The following is a 20,820-nucleotide window of genomic DNA, read 5'->3' on the forward strand; positions in this document are numbered from 1 at the left end:
GGCATCCTCGAGGCTCAAACCAACGAAGCGCTTGAATGACAACCGGTCGCCCAGCGCCTCCTCCAGTTCGCGCTCCGAAAGACCGTAGAGCGACTGCAGCAGCACCGCGCGAAACAGCACAAGCACCGGATAGCCTGGACGACCGGGACTCCCTTCATCCCGCAAATGGCCGATCAGCTTCTCGAACCGGTACCACTTGACCAGGCCAGCCAACCGATCCAGCGCCGCATTGGCGCCGGCGCCCTTCGGCATCAGCGCTTCCACAAAGCTCGGCTGTCCTGTCCGCTTCACCGCCATCGATACCTCCAAGGCTTTGCCCTAGGGAATCACAACTGGCGGATTACGCAACAGGCCCACAGGGGGAGAGGGGAAGATCAGCGCGCGACACGATACGCCTCGACCTGCGCGTTCAGCTCATCCAGCGACGCCGTCGGCGTCTTCGGATCGACGCGATACTCCCCGCTCGCCAGCCACTGCAGCACTTTCGCATCGACGACCGGCGAGTGGTGGATGACGTCGCCGTAATTTTCGAGGTCGTGCGTCACCGCCTTGATCGCGCGGAAATCGTGCAGGCGCACGTTGGGAAGCTGCGTCAGGCGCTGCGCGACCACTGCCGTCAGATCGGTGACGATCTTCAGCGTCTCGGGCGAGGCATCGCGCATCGCGACGAATTGCAGGATCGAATAAGGCGGGAAGTAGATGTCGAAGGTCACGTCGGGGTGGCGCGTGATCAGGCCGATGGCATCGCGCTCGAAATGCCTGACCATGGCGTCATAGCCGTAGCCTTCGCCGAGAAAACGGCTGCGCACCGGGCTCGTGATGTAGGCGAAGGCGGCGAGCGTCCTCCTCGCATTGTACTCGCGAGCAATGTCGAAATCCCGCGGCAGCGCGTAGATGTCGTCGACATCGGCGAACGCGAACTTGACGGGAAGAAACGGCGCCGCGCGGGTCAGCGGCCCTTGCAACGGCGGGACCGACCGCAGCAGCGTGAACAGGGACTCCTTCGCCATCGCGGCGCTGAACAGATAGGATGCGATGCCCTTGGCCGTCCCGCGATAGAGATCGACGGACAGATAGGGATCGGCCTCGATGTCGGCCGCATCGACGAAGATGAAATCGTCCATCGCCCAGATCACGCGCCTTGCGCCGCCCGCGATCGCCTGCTCCAGCACGAAGGCCTGCTGGCGTGAGTTGGAGCCGGTCATCGCCAGCTTGAGCGAGCGAACGCCGAGCGCACGGTCGATATCGCTCTGGCGGAAATGGATCGCGAGCGAGGTGCCCATGAAGGCGGTGTCGAACGACTGGCTGCGGATCAGACCGGCATTCTGCACGCGCGTGTCGTCGGAATAGAAGGCGGAGCGCGAGGGACGGAACAGTTGCAGGGGATCGACGACGTAGGTGAGCACGGCAGCACCAAGCAAGAATGCGATGCTCGCGAGCAGAAGGCGCTTGAGACTGGTGAACGGCCTGCGCATCAGAACCGGAAATAGATGAATTCGCTGTGGCTCTGGATGCCCAAGATGCCGAATGCAAGCACCAGCGATGCGCCATAGAGAAACAGCGGCCGCATGCGCCCTGCCCGCAGGCTCTCGCCGACCCGGCGGTTAGCGTGATCGTATCCCAGAATGCCTTGCGTGTTCGGCGCCAGCCACACCAGCGCGGCGTAGACGGCGACCAGCACCAGCGCCGCGATCTCCTCGCGGCCGAAGACGATGTTGGAGGGATCGGCCATGGCGCGGAGAACCCGCAGCGCCCACGCAACGCTCTCGGCGCGGAAGAACACCCAGGCGACGACGACGGCGAGGAAGGTCAGCACCGCTCCGGCGATGCGGGCCGGGCGCGTGAGAACAGATGGGATGTTCGGCATCAGCGTGTTGAAGGCGTGGTTGACACAGAGATAAGCGCCGTGCAGCGCACCCCAAATGACAAAAGTCCAGGCCGCACCGTGCCAGAGCCCGCCGAGCAGCATCGTGATCATCAGATTGACATAGCGCAGCACGCGGCCGTGGCGGTTGCCCCCGAGCGGGATGTAGAGATAGTCGCGAAGGAACTGCGACAGCGTCATGTGCCAGCGGCGCCAGAACTCGACGATGCTGGTCGCCTTGTAGGGCGAGTTGAAATTGACGGGCAGGAAGATGCCGAACATCAGCGATATCCCGATCGCCATGTCGGAATAGCCGGAGAAGTCGAAATAGAGCTGGAACGTGTAGGCGAGCGCACCACACCAGGCCTGATCGAAGCTCGGCGAGCGCGCCTCGAAGGCGAGCGCGACCAGCGGCTGGATGCCGTCGGCAAGACAGGTCTTCTTGAACAGGCCGATGGCGAAGATGATGACACCGCACAGCATCAGATGTCCGTCCGGATACTTCGTCTCCTTCCGCTCGAACTGCGGGATCATGTCCTTGTGGTGGAGAATGGGCCCGGCGATCAGATGCGGGAAATAGGTCACGAACAGCGCGTAATGCGGCAACGCATAGGCCGCGACCCGCCCGCGATAGGCGTCCACCAGGAACGCGATCTGTGTGAAGGTGTAGAAGGAGATGCCGACCGGCAACAGGATGTGAGCCGCAAGATGCGAGCCGAACAGCGTGTTGATGTTCTCGGCAGCGAAGCCGGCATATTTGAAGATGCCGAGCACGAGCAGATCGCCGACGACACCGAGTGCGAGCGCCGCCTTTCGGTGTGACGGACCGAGCTTCGCCACGATCAGGAGATGGCCGACGCCGTAATTGAAGCCGATCGACAGCAGCAACAGGGCCACGAACTGCCAGTTGCCGATGGCATAGAAGGCGAGCGAGGCCAGCGCCAGCCAGATCACCGGCGTGAAATTGCTGCGCCGCCCAAGCCAGAAATAGCCCGCCAGAACGACCGGCAGGAACAGCAGGATGAACGGGTAGGAATTGAACAGCATCAGGCTGGACCGGCGGCGGGGATTTTGGTCCGTAAAGCATACAAGGGGCCGATCAACAACCCGGCGACTTGGCACCAGTCTTTGGCACTAGCCGCGCTGGCAATCCACGGAAGCGGAACGATATAAGGGAACGCGGCGAGCCGCTTCCTTCCCCCTCTCCCCGCATGCGGGGAGAGGGTCGGGGTGAGGGGGAGTCTCCGCAAGGACGGTGAGAGTTGGACTCGCGGAGAGTCCCCCTCACCCGGATTGCATCTTTGATGCAATCCGGCCTCTCCCCGCAAGCGGGGAGAGGCAAAGCAGCGACGTCGGACACGAATGAGGATCGAGTGACCCAGGCCAAAACCCCTTCCCAGCCCCCCGTCGCCCCGCGCCGGCCGCATTCTTTCACGCGGCACGGCATCACCGTGACCGACGACTATGCCTGGCTGAAGGACGCGAAATGGCAGGAGGTGCTGCGCGATCCCAAGGTGCTGGATCCCGACATCCGCAAATATCTGGATGAGGAGAACGGCTACACCGAGAGCCTGCTCGGGCACACCGCATCCCTGCAGAAGACGCTGGTGCGGGAGATGCGCGGGCGGATCAAGGAGGACGATTCTAGCGTGCCCTCGCCCGACGGCCTGTTCGCCTATTTCCGCCGGTTTCGCGAGGGCGGACAGCACGAGCTGTTCGGTCGCATGCCGCGCGACGGCGGCGACGGCGAGATCGTGCTCGATGGCGATGCGCTCGCCAAGGATCACAAATATTTCAGGTTCGGCGGCAGCCGGCATTCCTACGATCACAAGCTGCAGGCCTGGAGCGCCGACACCAAGGGCTCGGAATATTTTTCGATCCGCGTCCGCGACTGGGCAACAGCCAGGGATCTCGACGACGTGGTCGAGGAGACCGATGGCGGCGTGGTCTGGGCCGCGGACTGCAAGAGCTTCTTCTATGTGAAGCTCGACGACAACCACCGGCCGATGCAGGTGTGGCGGCACAAGCTCGGCACCAAGCAGGCCGACGACACGCTGATCTATGAAGAGCAGGATGCCGGCTGGTTCACCCATCTGCACGAGAGCACCAGCGGCCGCTTCTGCGTGATCGCCGGCGGCGATCACGAGACTTCGGAGCAGCGGCTGATCGATCTCGCCAACCCCGAGGCGCCGCCGCGCCTGGTCGCGGCGCGCGAGGAAGGCGTGCAATATTCGCTGGCCGATCGCGGCGATCAACTCTTCATCCTCACCAATGCCGACGATGCCATCGACTTCAAGATCGTCACGGCGCCGCTCCTCTCGCCCGAGCGCAAGAACTGGCGCGATCTGATCCCGTATCGTCCCGGCATCTACCTCATCGACCTCGATCTCTATGCCGGCCATCTGGTGCGGCTGGAGCGCGCCAACGCGCTGCCGGCGATCGTGATCCGCGATCTCGCCTCGAACGAGGAGCACGCCATCGCCTTCGACGAGGCCGCCTATTCGCTGGATACGATGGGCTCCTACGAATTCGAGACGACGAATCTGCGCTTCGCCTATTCGTCGATGACGACGCCGTCGGAAGTCTATGACTACGACATGGTCAAGCGCACGCGCACCTTGCGCAAGCGCCAGGAGATTCCGTCGGGCCACGACGCGGCCGATTACGTCACCACGCGCATCACGGCGAAATCGCATGACGGCGCCGAGGTGCCGGTGTCGATCCTCTACCGCCGCGGGCTCAAGCTCGACGGCACGGCGCCGCTGCTGCTTTACGGCTACGGCTCCTACGGCATGGCGATGCCGGCCTCCTTCAACGCCAACCGCCTGTCGCTGGTCGACCGCGGCTTCGTCTACGCCATCGCCCATATTCGCGGCGGCGCCGACAAGGGCTGGGGCTGGTATCTCGACGGCAAGCGCGAGATGAAGATCAACTCGTTCGACGATTTCGCAGCCAGCGCCCGCGCGCTGATTGATGCGAAATACACCAGCGCAAAACGCATCGTCGGCCATGGCGGCTCGGCCGGCGGCATGCTGATGGGCGCGGTCGCCAATCGCGCCGGCGAATTGTTCGCCGGCATCGTCGCCGAAGTACCGTTCGTCGACGTGCTCAACACCATGCTCGACGACACCCTGCCGCTGACGCCGCCGGAATGGCCGGAATGGGGCAACCCGATCGAGAGCGAGCAGGATTTTCGAACGATCCTGTCCTACTCGCCTTACGACAATGTCGCGGCAAAGGACTATCCGGCGATCCTGGCGATGGGCGGCTTGACCGATCCGCGCGTCACCTACTGGGAGCCCGCCAAATGGATCGCGCGCCTGCGCGCCACCATGAGCGGGGGCGGCCCGGTCCTGCTCCGCACCAATATGGGCGCCGGCCACGGCGGCGCGTCGGGCCGATTCGACCGGCTGGATGAGGTCGCGATCGTCTATGCGTTCGCGCTGTGGGCGGCGGGGATGGCGGAGGCCGGGGTGTAGCCACACCCACCGCCGTAGCGACATCCTCCGCTGTCGTCCCCGCGAACGCGGGGACCCATACCGCGTGATGTATCGGTGGAAGGCGAAAGCAGTACCGGCGAAGATTTCTTAACTGCAAGTCTTCGCCAAATTGCTCCTTGGGTTTATGGGTCCCTGCGTTCGCAGGGACGACGGTCTTGTAGGGTGGGGAGAGGCGAAGACTCACACCGCCCCGTGCGCCTCGACATACAGCGCATACACCGAATGGCTGCTCGCCATGTAAAGCCGGTTGTTCTTCGGGCCGCCGAAGCAGAGGTTGGCGCAGCGTTCGGGCAGCTTGATGAAGGCCAGCGGCTTGCCGTCCGCGTTGAACACCATGACGCCGTCGAGATCCTCCGGCTTGGCCCTGAGCTGAAACACCTTGCGGCCGCCGACATCGGTCGGCTCGCCCTGCAGCGCGCCGTTGGAGCCCCAGCCGCACCAGAGATTGCCGTCGCGGTCGACGCGGAAGCCGTCGAGCGAGCCCTGATCGGCGGCGTCGATCAGCTTGGTCTTGCCGCTGAGCGCACCATCGTCGCCGACATTGTAGCTCCAGATGCTGCGGTTGGGCGTGCCCTTCCATTCGACCACATAGAGCTTCTTCTCGTCCGGCGAGAAGGCGAGGCCGTTGGGATTGACGAGGTCGGTGAGGACGGCGGTGATCTTGCCGTCCTTGGCGATGCGGTAGACGTTGGTGGTGGCCTGCTCGGCCTTCTCCTTCTTGCCCTCCCACTCGCCGTTGATGCCGAACAGGGGATCGGTGAACCAGATGCTGTCGTCGGACTTCACCACGATGTCGTTCGGCGCGTTCAGCCGCTTGCCCTCGAACTTGTCGGCGAGCACGGTGACCTTGCCATCCTTCTCGGTGCGGGTGATGCGGCGGGTGACGGAATGCTCGCAGGTGACGAGACGGCCCTGGCGGTCGCGCGCATTGCCATTGGCGTAATTGGCATTGGCGCGGAACACGCTGGTCTGCCCGGTCTTCTCGTCGAACTTCATGATCCGGTTGTTGGGAATGTCGGAGAACAGGAGATAGCCGCCCTCGGGGAAATAGGCCGGGCCTTCGGCCCAGCGCATGCCTGATGCGACCTGCTCGACCGTCGAGGAGTAGAGCCGGTATTTTGTGAAGCTAGGATCGAGGATCTGGACGGCGGGGTCGGGGTAGCGCTGGTTGGGCGTGAACGGGAACGACTGGGCGCCGGCGGCGCGGGCCAGAAGCGTGGACGCCATTGCTGCGCCAGCGCCGGCCACGAGATTGCGTCGCGTGAAATTCATAAAATCCTCCCTGGGTGATAAAAGGCCGGCGCTTGATGTGGCCGGCCTGTTTTCTTGACTTGGTTTGGCGCTGGCCTTACCGGCCATTCTTCTTCCGCCACGCCGCAAAATCGGTGAGCGTCTGCGGATCGGTGGCGGGATAGAGACCGAAGATGCCGCGCCCCTTGCCGACTTCCTCGGTGACGAAATCCTCGAACGCCGTCATCTCGAAGGTCTCGTTGGCGATCTCATCGGCGAGATGCGCGGGGATCACGATGACGCCATCGGCATCGCCAAGAATGACGTCGCCGGGAAACACCGGCGCATCACCGCAGCCGATGGGGACGTTGATCTCGATCGCCTGGTGCAGCGTGAGATTGGTCGGCGCCGACGGGCGATGGTGATAGGCGGGGATGCCGAGCTTGGCGATCTCGGCGGAATCGCGAAAGCCGCCGTCGGTGACGACGCCGGCGACGCCGCGTTTCATCAGGCGCGTCACCAGGATGGCGCCGGCCGAGGCCGCGCGCGCATCCTTGCGGCTGTCCATCACCAGCACCGCGCCCGGAGGGCAATCTTCGACCGCCTTGCGCTGCGGATGGGAGCGGTCCTTGAAGACCTCGATGGTGTTGAGATCCTCGCGCGCCGGCATGTAGCGCAGCGTGAAGGCCTCGCCGACCATGGTCGGCTGGTCCGCACCGAGCGGGTGCACGTCCTGGATCATCTGGATGCGCAGCCCGCGCTTGAACAGCGCGGTGGCGACGGTCGCGGTGGAGACCGATTTGAGTTTTGTGCGGGTGGCTTCGCTGAGTTTTGACATGTGCGTCCTTTAGTAAATCGACGGCTCGCCGATCGGCGCGCCGAAATCAGTCTCGAGGAAGTCGAAGTCGCAGCCGTCATTGGCCTGCTTGATGTGCTTGGTGAACATCCAGCCGTAGCCGCGCTCGAAGCGGCGCTCGGGCTGCTTCCAGGCGGCGCGGCGTTTTTCCAGCTCGGCTTCGGGGACGTCGAGATCGATGGTGCGGGCGGCAACGTCGAGCGTGATGCGGTCGCCATTCTGTACCAGCGCCAGCGGGCCGCCGATGTAGGATTCCGGCGAGACGTGCAGGATGCAGGCGCCGTAGCTGGTGCCGCTCATGCGCGCGTCCGAGATGCGCACCATGTCGCGCACACCCTGCTTCACCAGTTTCGTCGGGATCGGCAGCATGCCCCATTCCGGCATGCCCGGCCCGCCCTGCGGCCCGGCATTGCGCAGGATCAGAATGTGATCCTCGGTGACGTCGAGATTGGGATCGTCGACCGCCTTCTTCATCGAGGGGTAATCGTCGAACACCAGCGCGGGTCCGGTGTGCTTGAGGAAGCGCGGCGCGCAGGCGGAGGGTTTGATCACGCAGCCGTCGGGCGCGAGATTGCCCTTGAGCACGGCGAGCGCGCCTTCCTTGTAGATGGGGTTGTCGATTCCGCGGATTACGTCGTCGTTGTGAACTTCGGCACCCTCGATATTCTGAGCCAGCGTCTTTCCGGTCACCGTGATGCAGTCGAGATGCAGATGTTGCTTGATCTGCCCCATCAGCGCCGGCAGGCCGCCGGCATAGAAGAAGTCCTCCATCAGATAGGCATCGCCGCTCGGCCGCACGTTGGCGATGACGGGCACCTTGCGGCTCGCGATCTCGAAATCGTCGAGACCGATGTCCTGACCGGCGCGGCGGGCCTGCGCGATCAGATGGATGATCGCATTAGTGGAGCAGCCCATCGCCATGGCGACCGCAATCGCGTTCTCGAACGCCTTGCGGGTCTGAATCACTTTCGGCGTCAGGTCCTCCCACACCATCTCGACGATGCGGCGGCCGCATTCAGAGGCCATGCGGATATGATTAGCGTCGGCCGCGGGAATCGAGGAGGCGCCGGGCAGCGTCATGCCGATCGCTTCGGCAATCGCCGTCATGGTCGAGGCCGTGCCCATGGTCATGCAGGTGCCGTAGCTGCGGGCGATGCCGGCCTCGATGTCGAGCCAGTCCTTGTCGGAAATCTTTCCGGCGCGGCGCTCGTCCCAGTATTTCCAGCCGTCGGAGCCGGAGCCGAGCGTCTTGCCCTTCCAATTGCCGCGCAGCATCGGGCCGGCCGGCAGATAGATCGCCGGAATGTTCATCGAGGTCGCGCCCAGCAGCAGCGCTGGCGTGGTCTTGTCGCAGCCGCCCATCAGCACCACGCCGTCGACGGGATGGCTGCGCAGCAGTTCCTCGGCGTCCATCGCCAGCAGATTGCGATAGAGCATGGTGGTTGGCTTGAGCAGCGATTCCGACAGCGACAGCGCCGGCAGCTCCAGCGGCAGGCCGCCGGCCATCAGGATGCCGCGCTTGACGTCGTCGACGCGCGACTTGAAGTGCATGTGGCAGGGCTGCGCATCCGACCAGGTGTTGAGGATCGCGATGATCGGGCGGTCCTTCCACTCCTCCGGCGCGTAGCCCATCTGCATGGTGCGGGAGCGGTGGCCGAACGAGCGGAGATCGTCGGGCGCGAACCAGCGCGCGCTGCGGAGCTGGTCGGGCGTTATTTTCTTCTTGATCATGATTGGGTGCCCCATTTCTGCACGGTGTTCCGCTCGATGGCGCGGAAGATCAGGTTCTCGACAAAGAGCCCAATGATGATCACCGTCAAGAGGCCCGCGAACACCGCGGGTATGTCGAGCAGATTGCGGTTCTCGAAGATGAACCAGCCGAGGCCGCCCTGCCCCGAGGACACGCCGAACACCAGCTCGGCCGCGATCAGCGTACGCCAGGCAAAGGCCCAGCCGATCTTCAGGCCGGTGAGGATCGAGCCGAACGCGGCGGGGATCAGGATCTTTGCCACATAGGGCAATCCGCGCAGGCCGTAATTGCGGCCAACCATGCGCAGCGTGTTGGACACGCTCTTGAAGCCGGAATGGGTGTTGAGCGCGACCGGCCACAGCACCGAGTGGATCAGCACGAAGACGAGGCTGCCATTGCCGAGCCCGAACCAGATCAATGCGAGCGGCAACAGCGCGATCGCCGGCAACGGATTGAACATCGCCGTCACCGTCTCGAGGAAGTCGGTGCCGATCCGAGTGGAGATCGCGAGCACGGTGAAGATCGCGGCCAGTGCGATGCCGGCGGAATAGCCCATGAACAGCACTTTCAGCGACGTCCAGGCCCGCATCGGAATGGTGCCGTCCTTGACACGGTCGAACAGCGTGATCGCGGTATCGTGCAGCGTCGGGAACAACAGCGGATTGTCGAGAGCGACGCCGTAGGCTTCCCAGACCGCCGCCAGGAACAGAATGATCACCGACTTGCGGACGAAGCCGTCGTTCCACAACAGCTCGAGCACGCTCAGCTTGCGCTCGACCTCGCTCGTCCCGATCGCGGCGGCCGGCTCGGCCCGCAGCAATATCTTGGCTTCGCCCATCAGAGGCTCCTCAATGCGCAGTGGCTTCGCCGGCGAACAGGAGATCGTGGATCTCCTTCTCCAGCCGGCCGGCGCTGCCGTCCTCGTTCGAAACCTTGTCGACGTCGATCACCTCGGCCTTGACCCGGCCGGGATGCGGCGACAGCAGCAGGATGCGGTTGCCGATGCGGATCGCTTCCGCAATCGAATGGGTCACGAACAGCACGGTGAATTTGGTCTCGCTCCAGAGCTGAAGCAGCTCGTCCTGGCAGGTTCGGCGCGTCAGGGCGTCGAGCGCCGCGAACGGCTCGTCCATCAACAGGATATCAGGCTCCATCGCCATACCGCGCGCGATCGCGACGCGCTGCTTCATGCCGCCGGACAGCGTGTGCGGATAGGCATCGACCACGCGGGTGAGGCCGACCTTCTCGATATAGGCCCGTGCCTTCGCCTCGGCGTCCCTGCGCGACAGCTTTCGCGCGGTCAGCAGCGGAAACATCACGTTGGCGAGCACGCTCTTCCAGGGCAGGAGCTGGTCGAACTCCTGGAAGATCATCATGCGGTCGGCGCCGGGACCGTGGATCTCGCGATCGCCGATGGTCATGCGGCCCTCGCTCGGGGTCATGTAGCCGCCGACGGCCTTGAGCAGGGTCGACTTGCCGCAGCCGGAGGGACCGAGCAGCACGAAGCGGTCGGATTTGTCGACGGTGAAACTCACCCTCTCGGTGGCGGTAACGACTGCGCTGGAGGTCTTGTAGCGCAGCGTCACGGAGCTGACGTCGAGCAGCGCCATCAGTTGCCCTTCAGATCGTGCGCGACGGGGAGATAATAGTCCGTCCAGGCCTTGGGCTGGCTCTTCAGCGTGCCGGTCTTGAACAGATGCGCGGCGAACTTCATCGTGCCCTGCGGCTCGAGATTCCACTCCATCATGCCGGGCTCCTTGAGCAGATCGAGCAGCTCCTCGACCGAGGTCTTGTCGCCGGTGATCTCCTTGTAGATCTCGACCGCCTGTTTCGTGTCGCTGCGGATCAGGGCCTGCGCTTCCTTGGTCGCGTCGCGCACGGCCTGGATGATCTTCGGATTGGCCTCGGCGAACTTGGTGGTCGTGAAGAATTGCGCCTGGCTGAGCGGCCCGCCCATCACGTCCGGCGACGACAGCACGATATGCGCGCCCGGCACGTTCTTCAGCTCCAGGAAGGTGAACGGCGGGATCGAGAAGTGATTGTGCACCTCGTGCTTCGGGTTGGACAGCGCCGCATAGGCGTCGGGATGGCCGAGCTGCACCGTGTTGGCATCCAGCTTCGACCATTGATCGGCGCCAAAGGCCTCGGCGGCTGCGATCTGAAGCACGATCGCTTGGGTCGAGACCTTGACGGTCGGCACCGCGATCTTGTCCGCCGGGCCAAAGTCCTTGATCGACTTGATGTTGGCGTCGCGGCTGATCAGCGTCATCGGCTGCGCCGAGGTCGCGACGATGCCCTTCACCCCGCCGCGGGTGCGGTCCCACAACAGCAAAAGGTTGCCGGTGCCGGTGTTGAGGATGTCGACGCCGCCCGCGAGCAGCGCATCGGTCTGCGCGCCGCCGCCGGAGAAGGTGATCCATTTGGTGGTGATGCCTGCGAGGCCGAGTGAAGCTGCGTGCTTCTCGATCAGCTTCAGCTTCTCCATGATGTGGCTCGGCATGTAGAAAATGCCGGGCTGGCGCGACAGCGCGATCTCGGACTTCTGCTGCGCACGCGCCGGCGAAGCCGCCAGCACGGTTGCGACGATCAGGGCGATGGCGGCAGCGCCACGCTGGAATTGCTTGATCATAATTGTTCGTTTCCTCCGGCCGCCATTGACGAGCGATCCTGCTGATGCACTAATGCATTAGTGCATCAAAGGCAAGTCTCCCGGAGTTCCTCGCATGGAAACCGCCCATTCCGCGTCCCGCGCGACCGCCCGCCGGGGGGCGCCGCTCGACCGGGCTCGGCAGGCCGCGCCGCAGGTGTTCGAGCGGCTGCGCAACGCCATTCTCGCGCTCGAACTGCCCCCGGGGTCGCCGCTGTCGCGCACCGATCTCGCTGCGCAATTCGGCGTCAGCTCGACGCCGATCCGCGACGCCCTGATGCGACTCGAGGAAGAAGGGCTCGTGGACGTGTTTCCGCAGCACGCGACCGTGGTCAGCCGGGTCGATGTCAGCCGCGCCAAGCAGGCCCATTTCCTGCGCCAGGCGCTCGAGCTCGAAATCGTCCGGCTGCTCGCCGAGCAGCATGACCAGGCCCTGGTCCTCCGCCTCGACCATGTGATCGCGCTTCAGCAGCAGTTCGCCAAGGCCGGCGATTTCGAGAGCTTCATCGCCGCCGACAATGATTTTCACGCCCAGCTTTATGCTGCGGCTGGCAAGCAGGAGCTGTGGACGCTGGTGCGCAGCCGCAGCGGACATATCGACCGGCTGCGCCGGCTGCATTTGCCCTCGCCCGGCAAGGCCCAGAACATCGTCCGCCACCACAAGCTGATCACCCGCGCGATCGAAGCCGGCGACCCCGACGCCGCGCAACAGCATCTGCGAAAGCACCTATCGGGCACGCTCAGCGAGCTCGACAAGATCCGGAGCCATTATCCGGAATATCTGACCGATTAGACAGACCACCAGCCTGGCGAACCCCCTTATGCACGTAACCGTGCATAATCATGCTTCCCTTGGGCGAGCATTCACCGGGCACTCGCGAAGTGCTTGCAGGCCGGGCGGAATCCGCGCAACAATTTCGTCTTTGATGGTTTGATTTGCGGCCGGTGGGGACGTCCTGTCCGGCCCGGAGGAATTCAGACGTGGCCAACATCCTGATCGTGGATGACGACCCGGCCGTTCAAATCACGATCCGGCTGCTCCTGGAGAGGGCCGGTCATCACGTCACGGTCGCGGGCGATGGCCGCAAGGGACTTGCGCTGTTCGAGGCCAGCCGATTCGACCTCCTGTTTCTCGACATCTTCATGCCCGGCATGGACGGGCTGGAGACAATGCGTCACATCCGGGTGCTGGCTCCGGCCATTCCGATCATCGTCATTTCCGGCCGCTCGATCACGCCGGACGCCTATGCGGAACCGGACTTCCTGAAGATGGCGACCAAGCTCGGCGCGGTGGCAAGTCTGCAAAAGCCGTTCCGGCCTGACGCCCTGCTTGCCGCTGTCGATGGCTGCCTGAAAGCAGGCGCGCCGGAGGGGTCCGATGTCAGCTCCGGCCACCGATGAAGGGCGCGCCGCGGCTCCAGGCCAGACCAGGCGTGGTCATCCTGGAAGCTCTGCGAACATCCGCTTGACCCTCGCAACGCGGCTGGCAATCGCGATGATCCTGCTGGTGGCGGTCACCGTGGCCGCAGTCGGATGGCTCGGCTTTCGCAACACCACGCAAGCGGTCATTCCGCGCGTCCTGGAGCGGGTCGGGGCCCAGTCGCGCCTGCTCGCGGCCAATCTGGAATCCTATGTTGCCGGGGCCCGCGGCGATTTGATCGGCTATCGCTCTGCCGCGGCGATCAATGGCCTGATCCGCGCTCACGTGGCCGGAGGAATTGACCCTTCAGACGGCGTCTCGGAGCAAACCTGGCGCGAGCGTATCGCCACGCGGCTCGCGGCCGAGATCGAGGCCAAACCCATCTACGGGCAGTTTCGCATCATCGGTCTCGACGACGATCAGCGCGAGCTGGTCCGCGTCGACCGCTCTGGCCCGAATGGAACGGCACGGATCGTCCCCAGCGGCGAACTGGAGCGCAAGGGCGAACGAACGTACTTTGAGGACACGATACGCCTGGCGCCGGGCGAGATTTACGTTTCACCCATCGATCTCGCGACCCGCCAGGGAGGCACCACCGCCCTGCACGTTCCGACGCTGCGGGTCGCAACGCCGCTGTTCACGCCGGATGGCAAGCCGTTCGGGATCATCATCGCCAATATCGACATGCGTCCGGCGCTCGACCGCGTCCGCGCGACATCGACCTCGGGGGGCGAAATCTACGTCGTGAATTCGCGCGGCGACTATCTCGTTCATCCGGATCGCACGCGAGAATTCGGCGCATTGCATGATCGTCCCAACGACTGGCGCAAGGACTTTCCGTATTTTGGTGCCTTGACCGGTACGCTGGAGGGATCCACGCGCCTCATGACCGACGGGCCGGGCCGGCCGAGCGGGGCGGCGATCGCGCCGGCGCTGCTCGTGGGCAAAGAATGGGTCGCAATCATCGAGACAATCCCCGCGCCGGTGTTCGGCCTCGTACCGGCGGCGATTCAAAGAACGTCGTTACTGGTCGGTATCCTCGCTGTCCTCGCCGCGGCCTTACTCGCGGTGCTGCTTGCGCGCTCGCTAACTCGTCCGATCGGTCGCCTGACCGCAGCGGTGGAGGCCATCGGCAACGGACGGCCAGCCGACATCCCCGTCGATGCCAGCGGCGAGACGGGCGTGCTGGCGCGGGCTTTCGCCCAGATGGTCGAAGAGACGCGGGCGAAGACGGCCGCGCTCCAACGCGAGATCGAGGAGCATCGCCGCACCGAGGCCGCGCGAAGCCATCATGCGGCGCGGGAGCGCTTGTTCAGCGCTGCCGTCGAATCGTCCGACGATGCGATCGTGATGCAGACGCTCGACGCCATCATCACGGGCTGGAATCCGGCCGCCGAGCGGCTCTATGGCTATTCGGCTAGTGAGGCGATTGGGAAATCCACTGCGATCATCGTGCCGCCCGACCGGCGCGAGCATGGCAAGGGCTATCTGGCGCGGATCGCGCGGGGCGAGCCGATCGAGCGGTTCGAGACGGTGCGCCTGCGCAAGGACGGCACGCCGGTCGAGATCTCACTCAGCCTCTCGCCGATCAGGGGGCCGTCCGGCGAGATCATCGGCGTCTCCGGGACTGCGCACAGTCTCACCGAGGCGCGGCGGGCCGAGCGGCAGCTGCAGCAGCAGCTCGAAGAGCGCCGGCAGATCTTCGATACCTCGCAGGATCTGATCATGGTCATGGACCCGCGGGGCCATGTCGCGCAGATCAGCCCGAGCAGCGAGACCATTCTCGGCTACCGGCCGGAGGAGATGATCGGCCGCAGCGGCGCGGACTTCATTCATCCCGACCATCTGGCACAATCGCGCGAGGACATGCGCGCGATGCGGCGCGGCGAGCGCCCCAAGCTCGGCGACACCCGCTGCTTCCACAAGAACGGGCACGAGGTCTGGCTGTCCTGGCTCGGCAACTGGTCCGAGCAGGCGCAGCGCTTCTTCTTCGTCGGACGCGACATGACGGAAGCGCGGCTCGCGCAGGAATCGCTGCGCGAGAGCGAGCGGCTCGCCCGCAACATCGTCGAGACCTCGCTCGACGCCTTCATCCAGACCGACGAGACCAGCAGCATCCTGAACTGGAACTCGCAGGCCGAGCAGCTGTTCGGCTGGTGCCGCGACGAGGTGCTCGGCAAGAGCACGATCGACCTGATCGTCGCCGAGAGCGAACGCGAAAGGGTCAGGGCCGGCCTGAAGCACTTCCTGGAGAACGAGGGCGACAGGACGCTGAACCGCCGCCGCGAGCTGATGTGCCGTCGCCGCGACGGCAAGGAATTCAAGGCCGAGCTGAGCGTCACCGCGCTGAAGCGCCGCGAAGGCCTGCTGTTCAACGTCTTCTACCGCGACCTCACCGACAAGATCGCCGCCGAGGAGCGCATCCGCCATGCCGAGAAGATGGAGGCGGTCGGCCAGCTCACCGGCGGCGTGGCGCACGATTTCAACAACATCCTCACCGTCATCACCGGGACGATCGAGATCCTCGCGGAAGCCGTCGAGAAGGAGCCGCAGCTTGCGGCCATCACGAAGATGATCGACGAGGCCGCCGCGCGCGGCGCCGATCTGACCCAGCACCTGCTGGCCTTCGCGCGCAAGCAGCCGCTCCAGCCGCGCGAGATCGACATCAACTCGCTGGTCGTCGACACCGCGAAGCTGTTGCGGCCGACGCTGGGCGAGCAGATCCAGATCGAATCGGTGTTCGAGGACGAGAATTGCGTCGCGATCGTCGATCCCAACCAGCTCACCACCGCGATCCTCAATCTCGCGCTCAATGCCCGCGACGCCATGCCCGGCGGCGGCAAGCTGATCGTGGAGACCGGCGCCGCCTATCTCGACGAGGTCTATGCCAGCGGCAACGACGTCCGCCCCGGCCATTACGTGCTGATCGCCGTGAGCGACACCGGCACCGGGATCCCTGCGAACATGCTGACCAGGGTGTTCGACCCCTTCTTCACCTCGAAGGGACCGGGCAAGGGCACCGGGCTCGGGCTGTCGATGGTCTACGGCTTCATCAAGCAGTCGGCAGGCCACATCAAGATCTACAGCGAGGAAGGCCACGGCACCACGATCAAGATGTACCTGCCACCCGGCACGACGCCGACAGCGGTCGGCGAGGGCGTGACGCCGGCGACGATCGAGGGCGGACACGAGACGATCCTGGTGGTCGAGGACGACCGGCTGGTGCGCGACTACGTGCTGGCGCAGCTGCATGCGCTGGGTTACGTCACCTTGCAGGCCGCGAATGCGGCCGAGGCGCTGGCGATCGTTGCCGCCGGCAAGCCGTTCGACCTGCTGTTCACCGACGTCATCATGCCCGGCAAGATGAACGGACGGCAGCTCGCGGACGAACTGATGAAGACACGCCCCGATCTCAGGGTGGTCTACACGTCAGGCTATACCGAGAACGCGATCATCCATCACGGCCGGCTGGATTCCGGCGTTCTGCTGCTGGCCAAGCCTTATCGCAAATCGGATCTCGCGCGGATCATCCGCAAGGCGTTGAGCGCTTGAGGTCTCGCGCTCGTGTCCCGGACAAGGCGTAGCGCCCCTGGCGCTGCGCCGCAGAGCCGGGACCCGGAACTGTCAGCGGTGAGTTTGGAGAGATGGGCCCCGGCTCAGCAGCGCATCATTGCATGATGCGCTGCGTCCGGGGCACGAAGAGAGAACCAGCCGCCTACGACGCGCGCTGGGCCGCGGTCATCACGATGCGGATCAGATCGGCGGCGTTGCGCGCGCCGAGCTTCTTCATGATGTTGGCGCGGTGATCCTCGATGGTGCGCGGGCTGATGCCGAGGGTGCGGCCGGCTTCCTTGTTGGACGCACCGGAGGCGAACTGCTCGAGCACCTCGCGCTCCCTGCGCGTCAGCGGCTCGCGCCCGGGGAAGTGCAGCGAGCCGAATTTCGGCGAGGCGTTCTCCGCCTGCCTGCGCGCATAGGCGCCGATCGCCTCGTCGAGCCGGCCGACGATCTCGCTGCCGCGGAACGGCTTCTCGATGAAGTCGAGCGCGCCGCTCTTGATCGCGCCCACCGCCATCGCGATGTCGCCCTGCCCGGAGATCATGAAGATCGGCGCCGGATAATCCTCGCCGTGCAGCTCCTTCAGGATGTCGAGGCCCGACTTTCCGGGAATGTTCACGTCGAGCAGGATCGCAGCCGGTGTGCGGTTTCGCGCGACGGAGAGCAGCGCTGCACCGTCCGCAAAACAGATCACCTCATAGCCCGCCGCCTTCAACACCATCGACAGGGTGTCGCGAACGGCAGGGTCGTCGTCGACCACGAAGATTTCACCGCGAGAGCTTTGTTCGGCCATGTGCCACATCCAGTTGGCATGAAGGACTCGCGTCCGCGCCAAACCGTTATGGCGTTCGGCGCGGATTCGGCCCACCCGTATTTGTACGGGACATGGACTTAACGCACAAGTAGCGGCAGGGTGCCTAATTGCGGGGTACGGAGAATATCCATGCTAAATTTCGCTGGCACACCCCCGCTCATCGCGATGCCTGAAACTGACAGCCGTCAGTTGATCGCTGCCGATCTTCGCGCCCTGATCACACAGATCGAGAGCAGCATGCGCCTGATCGACGCAGCCATGATGGAAGCTAGCCTGCTGGAAATGGGTCTGGCGCACGACGATAACGGCGATCGGGCCGGTTCCGCCGACATTTTCGTGCTCGACGACGTCACGCCGCGCTATGCGACGGCGAGCGCCGCTCTCAACGCCTGCCGGGCGGGCCTCGGCCACGCCCTGCAATGCCTCTCGGAATCCGGCAGCCCGGCATAGATCGCGATCAGCGGCACGCCGGCCGCATCCATCGCATGGCAGCTCCGCAAGTCCTAGGCGCGGTGTCGTTCCACGATCGCGTCGGTGGCGACACCACCCCAGGTGTGGATCGCCGGAAGGCCCATCGCGGTCTTGCCGAGATTGGCGAGGCTGATGCGCAAGGCCGCGAGGTCGAGCGGCTTCGGCAGGCTCTGGAGCTCGATCCCGACGGACCGGGCGAAGCTGCGGGCGGCACTGCGGCGCTTGCCGTCCATGCCGCTGATGACGATCACGGCGCCACCGAACTTCGCCGCCGCCATCTCGCGCAGCACGTCGATGCCGTCGCCATCCTCCAGCACGAGATCGAGCGTCACGCAGTCGAAGCGCGCGGCGCGGAGCTTCTCGATCGCATCCGCCACTGACGGCGCCACGGTGACTTCGTGGCCGGCCTGCTTGGCGGCGACCGTGATCAGGCTGCGCTGCGTGGCGTCGTCATCGACCACCAGGAGCTGAAGCGCGCGTCGCTCGGCGCCGTCGGGCAGGTTTGAGGAGATGGGGGAAAGAGAACTTCTGGGCATTTCAGTATCCTGAGATTGGGACCATCAATGGATACACGGTTCGCGCTTAGGCCACGTAAAGGCCCTGTCGCGAATTCATTCGGATGTTTTCAGAAAATGTGAAGCAACGGACCGGAAAAGACGGCGACGGATGCGGGCGGATCACGCCGCTTCGTCGCGGCCGCCGGCTGCGCCGCGCTTCTTCCTGTTCTTGCCGCGCAGGAACTGAATGTCCATCTCAGCGCCGTTGACGCGGACCAGCTCGCAGCGGCGGTAGGCGAGGCCCGTGGACGACAACAGCAGGAAGAACTCTTTCAGGTTCAACCCCTGGATCGAGCCTTCCACCGTGAGGATGGCGTCGGTATCGGAGATCGCGTTGAGCTTGCAGTCGCGGCGCCAGGTGCCGTCGATGGCCATGATGCAGACATCGTAGCCGCGACTGAAAGTCACGCGTTCCGTACCCTTGCCATCCTCGGCCATGTCTATCGTCCTGCCATGGCCGCCAGGCGCGGCGCCGCGCCGGCCAGAGCCGGCTTGGGGGCTGCGGCACGCGGATCGTTCGGCTTGTAGAGGCCGCGCCGCTCCGGAATCGGCCGGAACGTATCGGTCAGGCCGACCACGGTTTCGGCCGCGCCCAGCACCAGGAAGCCGTCGGGCTCGATCTGGCGGGCCAGCCGGTTGAAGATGTTGATCTTGGTGTCCTGATCGAAATAGATCAGCACGTTGCGGCAGAAGATGACGTCGAAGGTGCCGAGCTGCGCGAAATCGTGCAGCAGGTTGAGCTGCCGGTGCTGGATCATCGCCCGCAATTCGGGATTGACCTGCCAGGTCTCGCCGGTCTGCTTGAAATATTTCATCAGCATCTGGATCGGCAGGCCGCGCTGCACCTCGAACTGGCTGTAGATTCCCGCCTTGGCCTTCTCCAGCACCTCCTGCGACAGGTCGGTCGCGATGATCTCGATGCGCCAGCCGGTGAGAGCCGCGCTCATCTCCTTCAGGCACATCGCCAGCGAATAGGGCTCCTGCCCGGTCGAGCCGGCGGCGCACCAGATCCGTATGCTGCGGCGGGCGGCCCGCGCCTTGATGATCTCGGGCATGATGGTGTCGCGGAAATGATCGAACGGGACCTTGTCGCGGAAGAAGAAGGTCTCGTTGGTGGTCATGGCTTCGACCACGTCGGTGATCACCGTGCGCGCGCCGCCTTGCAGCTTCTGCACGAGCTCGCCGATGCCGGCGAGTCCGGCCTTGCGGGCCAGCGGCAGCAGGCGGCTTTCGATCAGATATTGCTTGTCTGCGGAAAGATCGAGACCGGAATTTTCCTTTAGGAACTTACGCAGATACTCATACTCGGTCGGGGTCACGGATGGCCTCTTCGAAGCTTGTACTGGAACACTCTGGCCTGAATACGCGGGCCAGACACACTCAGACCATGGCTTGTCCGACCGGGATCAAACCTACTTCAGCGAACTTGTCGGCGATGATGTCTTTGTCGAAAGGCTTCATGATGTACTCGTTGGCGCCGCCGCTGAGCGCCTGCGCGATATGCGCCACATTGTTCTCGGTGGTGCAGAACACCACCTTGGGCTGGTCGCCGCCGGGCAGGCGGCGCATGTGGCCCATGAATTCGAAGCCGTCCATCACGGGCATGTTCCAGTCGAGCAGCACCGCATCGGGCAGCTGCCGCTGACAGATCTCGAGCGCCTTCGAGCCGTCCTCGGCCTCGGTAACTTCGAATTCCAGGCCTTCCAGGATCCGGCGGGCGATCTTGCGCACCACGCTGGAATCATCAACCACCAAGCAGGTCTTCATTTTGGTTCTCCGGCTTCGATGTTTCGTTGGCTCACGCAGCCATCTGCACTTTGGTTTCGAGCTCGAGGACGCGATCGACGTCGAGGACGACCATGAGCTGTCCCTCGAGGCGGTGGACGCCGCCGGCGAGCTTGGCCATGCGGGGATCGAGGTTGACGGGATTTTCTTCCATGCCGGCTTCGGGCAGGCGCAGCACCTCGCCGATCTGGTCGATCAGCAGGCCATAGGATTCACCGCGGAGGTCGACGCCGACCGCCATCGGCACCTTGCCGTCCTCGGGCTGCGGCAGGCCGAGCCGGGCGCGCATGTCGACCACGGTGACGATGCGGCCGCGCAAGTTCAGCACGCCCGCGATCTCGCGCGAGGACAAGGGCACGCGGGTGACG

The 20,820-nt window shown here is 64.5% G+C and carries 20 protein-coding genes; 5 read left to right on the top strand and 15 right to left on the bottom strand.

What is annotated here, in order from left to right:
* The 3 genes from BM190_RS38370 to BM190_RS38380 form a co-directional block, all read right to left on the bottom strand.
* Positions 1–297: transposase (locus tag BM190_RS38370; protein WP_143109184.1), on the bottom strand; the 297-nt coding region annotated here is incomplete at its 3' end.
* Between the two features lie 77 nt (positions 298–374).
* Positions 375–1,475, bottom strand: coding sequence for a hypothetical protein (locus BM190_RS38375; protein WP_092263079.1), 1,101 nt, complete (start codon positions 1,473–1,475; stop codon positions 375–377).
* Complete coding sequence (locus tag BM190_RS38380) at positions 1,475–2,911, bottom strand: MBOAT family O-acyltransferase (protein WP_092263082.1); 1,437 nt, start codon at positions 2,909–2,911, stop codon at positions 1,475–1,477. Before BM190_RS38380 ends, BM190_RS38375 begins: the two co-directional genes overlap by 1 nt.
* A 326-nt stretch (positions 2,912–3,237) precedes the next feature.
* Here BM190_RS38380 and BM190_RS38390 point away from each other — a divergent pair, with 326 nt between their 5' ends.
* Complete coding sequence (locus BM190_RS38390; RefSeq protein WP_092263087.1) at positions 3,238–5,343, top strand: S9 family peptidase; 2,106 nt, start codon at positions 3,238–3,240, stop codon at positions 5,341–5,343.
* 201 nt (positions 5,344–5,544) lie between these two features.
* On the opposite strand, the gene BM190_RS38395 is transcribed toward BM190_RS38390, so the two are convergent.
* The 6 genes from BM190_RS38395 to BM190_RS38420 all read right to left on the bottom strand — a co-directional run bounded on the left by BM190_RS38395 (position 5,545) and on the right by BM190_RS38420 (position 11,829).
* Complete coding sequence (locus tag BM190_RS38395; protein ID WP_092263089.1) at positions 5,545–6,636, bottom strand: SMP-30/gluconolactonase/LRE family protein; 1,092 nt, start codon at positions 6,634–6,636, stop codon at positions 5,545–5,547.
* 76 nt (positions 6,637–6,712) lie between these two features.
* Positions 6,713–7,432, bottom strand: coding sequence for a ribonuclease activity regulator RraA (locus BM190_RS38400; protein ID WP_018321606.1), 720 nt, complete (start codon positions 7,430–7,432; stop codon positions 6,713–6,715).
* Positions 7,433–7,441: 9 nt separating this feature from the next.
* On the bottom strand, positions 7,442–9,181 hold the full coding sequence (gene araD, locus BM190_RS38405; protein ID WP_092263092.1) for an L-arabinonate dehydratase: 1,740 nt from the start codon (positions 9,179–9,181) through the stop codon (positions 7,442–7,444).
* Positions 9,178–10,038: an ABC transporter permease gene (locus BM190_RS38410; protein ID WP_092263095.1), complete on the bottom strand. Its 861-nt coding sequence runs from the start codon at positions 10,036–10,038 to the stop codon at positions 9,178–9,180. Before BM190_RS38410 ends, araD begins: the two co-directional genes overlap by 4 nt.
* A 10-nt stretch (positions 10,039–10,048) precedes the next feature.
* Complete coding sequence (locus BM190_RS38415) at positions 10,049–10,810, bottom strand: ABC transporter ATP-binding protein (RefSeq protein ID WP_018321609.1); 762 nt, start codon at positions 10,808–10,810, stop codon at positions 10,049–10,051.
* Complete coding sequence (locus BM190_RS38420) at positions 10,810–11,829, bottom strand: ABC transporter substrate-binding protein (protein ID WP_092263098.1); 1,020 nt, start codon at positions 11,827–11,829, stop codon at positions 10,810–10,812. Before BM190_RS38420 ends, BM190_RS38415 begins: the two co-directional genes overlap by 1 nt.
* A gap of 94 nt (positions 11,830–11,923) precedes the next feature.
* Here BM190_RS38420 and BM190_RS38425 point away from each other — a divergent pair, with 94 nt between their 5' ends.
* The 3 genes from BM190_RS38425 (at position 11,924) to BM190_RS38435 (ending at position 16,819) form a co-directional block, all read left to right on the top strand.
* Complete coding sequence (locus tag BM190_RS38425) at positions 11,924–12,640, top strand: GntR family transcriptional regulator (RefSeq protein WP_092263101.1); 717 nt, start codon at positions 11,924–11,926, stop codon at positions 12,638–12,640.
* 188 nt (positions 12,641–12,828) lie between these two features.
* On the top strand, positions 12,829–13,248 hold the full coding sequence (locus BM190_RS38430) for a response regulator (protein ID WP_018321612.1): 420 nt from the start codon (positions 12,829–12,831) through the stop codon (positions 13,246–13,248).
* Positions 13,226–16,819, top strand: a complete 3,594-nt coding sequence (locus BM190_RS38435; RefSeq protein WP_092263105.1) for a PAS domain S-box protein — start codon at positions 13,226–13,228, stop codon at positions 16,817–16,819. The genes BM190_RS38430 and BM190_RS38435 overlap by 23 nt, the downstream gene beginning before the upstream one ends.
* Positions 16,820–16,982: 163 nt before the next feature.
* Here BM190_RS38435 and BM190_RS38440 read toward each other — a convergent pair whose 3' ends face one another.
* Entirely contained in the window at positions 16,983–17,618 is a 636-nt protein-coding gene (locus tag BM190_RS38440) for a response regulator transcription factor (protein ID WP_026202588.1), read from the bottom strand.
* Between the two features lie 150 nt (positions 17,619–17,768).
* Here BM190_RS38440 and BM190_RS38445 point away from each other — a divergent pair, with 150 nt between their 5' ends.
* On the top strand, positions 17,769–18,089 hold the full coding sequence (locus BM190_RS38445) for a hypothetical protein (RefSeq protein ID WP_092263110.1): 321 nt from the start codon (positions 17,769–17,771) through the stop codon (positions 18,087–18,089).
* A 53-nt stretch (positions 18,090–18,142) separates the two neighbouring features.
* On the opposite strand, the gene BM190_RS38450 is transcribed toward BM190_RS38445, so the two are convergent.
* From BM190_RS38450 to BM190_RS38470, 5 genes are all read right to left on the bottom strand, one after another.
* The gene (locus BM190_RS38450; protein ID WP_018321616.1) at positions 18,143–18,646 is read right to left on the bottom strand and encodes a response regulator; all 504 of its coding nucleotides are present in this window, start codon (positions 18,644–18,646) and stop codon (positions 18,143–18,145) included.
* A gap of 141 nt (positions 18,647–18,787) precedes the next feature.
* Positions 18,788–19,105, bottom strand: coding sequence for a hypothetical protein (locus BM190_RS38455; protein WP_018321617.1), 318 nt, complete (start codon positions 19,103–19,105; stop codon positions 18,788–18,790).
* A 2-nt stretch (positions 19,106–19,107) separates the two neighbouring features.
* Positions 19,108–19,986 carry a CheR family methyltransferase gene (locus BM190_RS38460; protein ID WP_092263114.1) on the bottom strand — a complete coding sequence of 293 codons (879 nt, stop codon included), beginning with the start codon at positions 19,984–19,986 and terminating at the stop codon, positions 19,108–19,110.
* 61 nt (positions 19,987–20,047) lie between these two features.
* Positions 20,048–20,434, bottom strand: coding sequence for a response regulator (locus BM190_RS38465; RefSeq protein ID WP_018321619.1), 387 nt, complete (start codon positions 20,432–20,434; stop codon positions 20,048–20,050).
* Positions 20,435–20,465: 31 nt separating this feature from the next.
* On the bottom strand, positions 20,466–20,820 hold a 355-nt coding region (locus BM190_RS38470; protein WP_092263117.1), incomplete at its 5' end, for a chemotaxis protein CheW.

The organism is Bradyrhizobium sp. Rc3b (assembly GCF_900114915.1).
Taxonomy (GTDB): domain Bacteria; phylum Pseudomonadota; class Alphaproteobacteria; order Rhizobiales; family Xanthobacteraceae; genus Bradyrhizobium.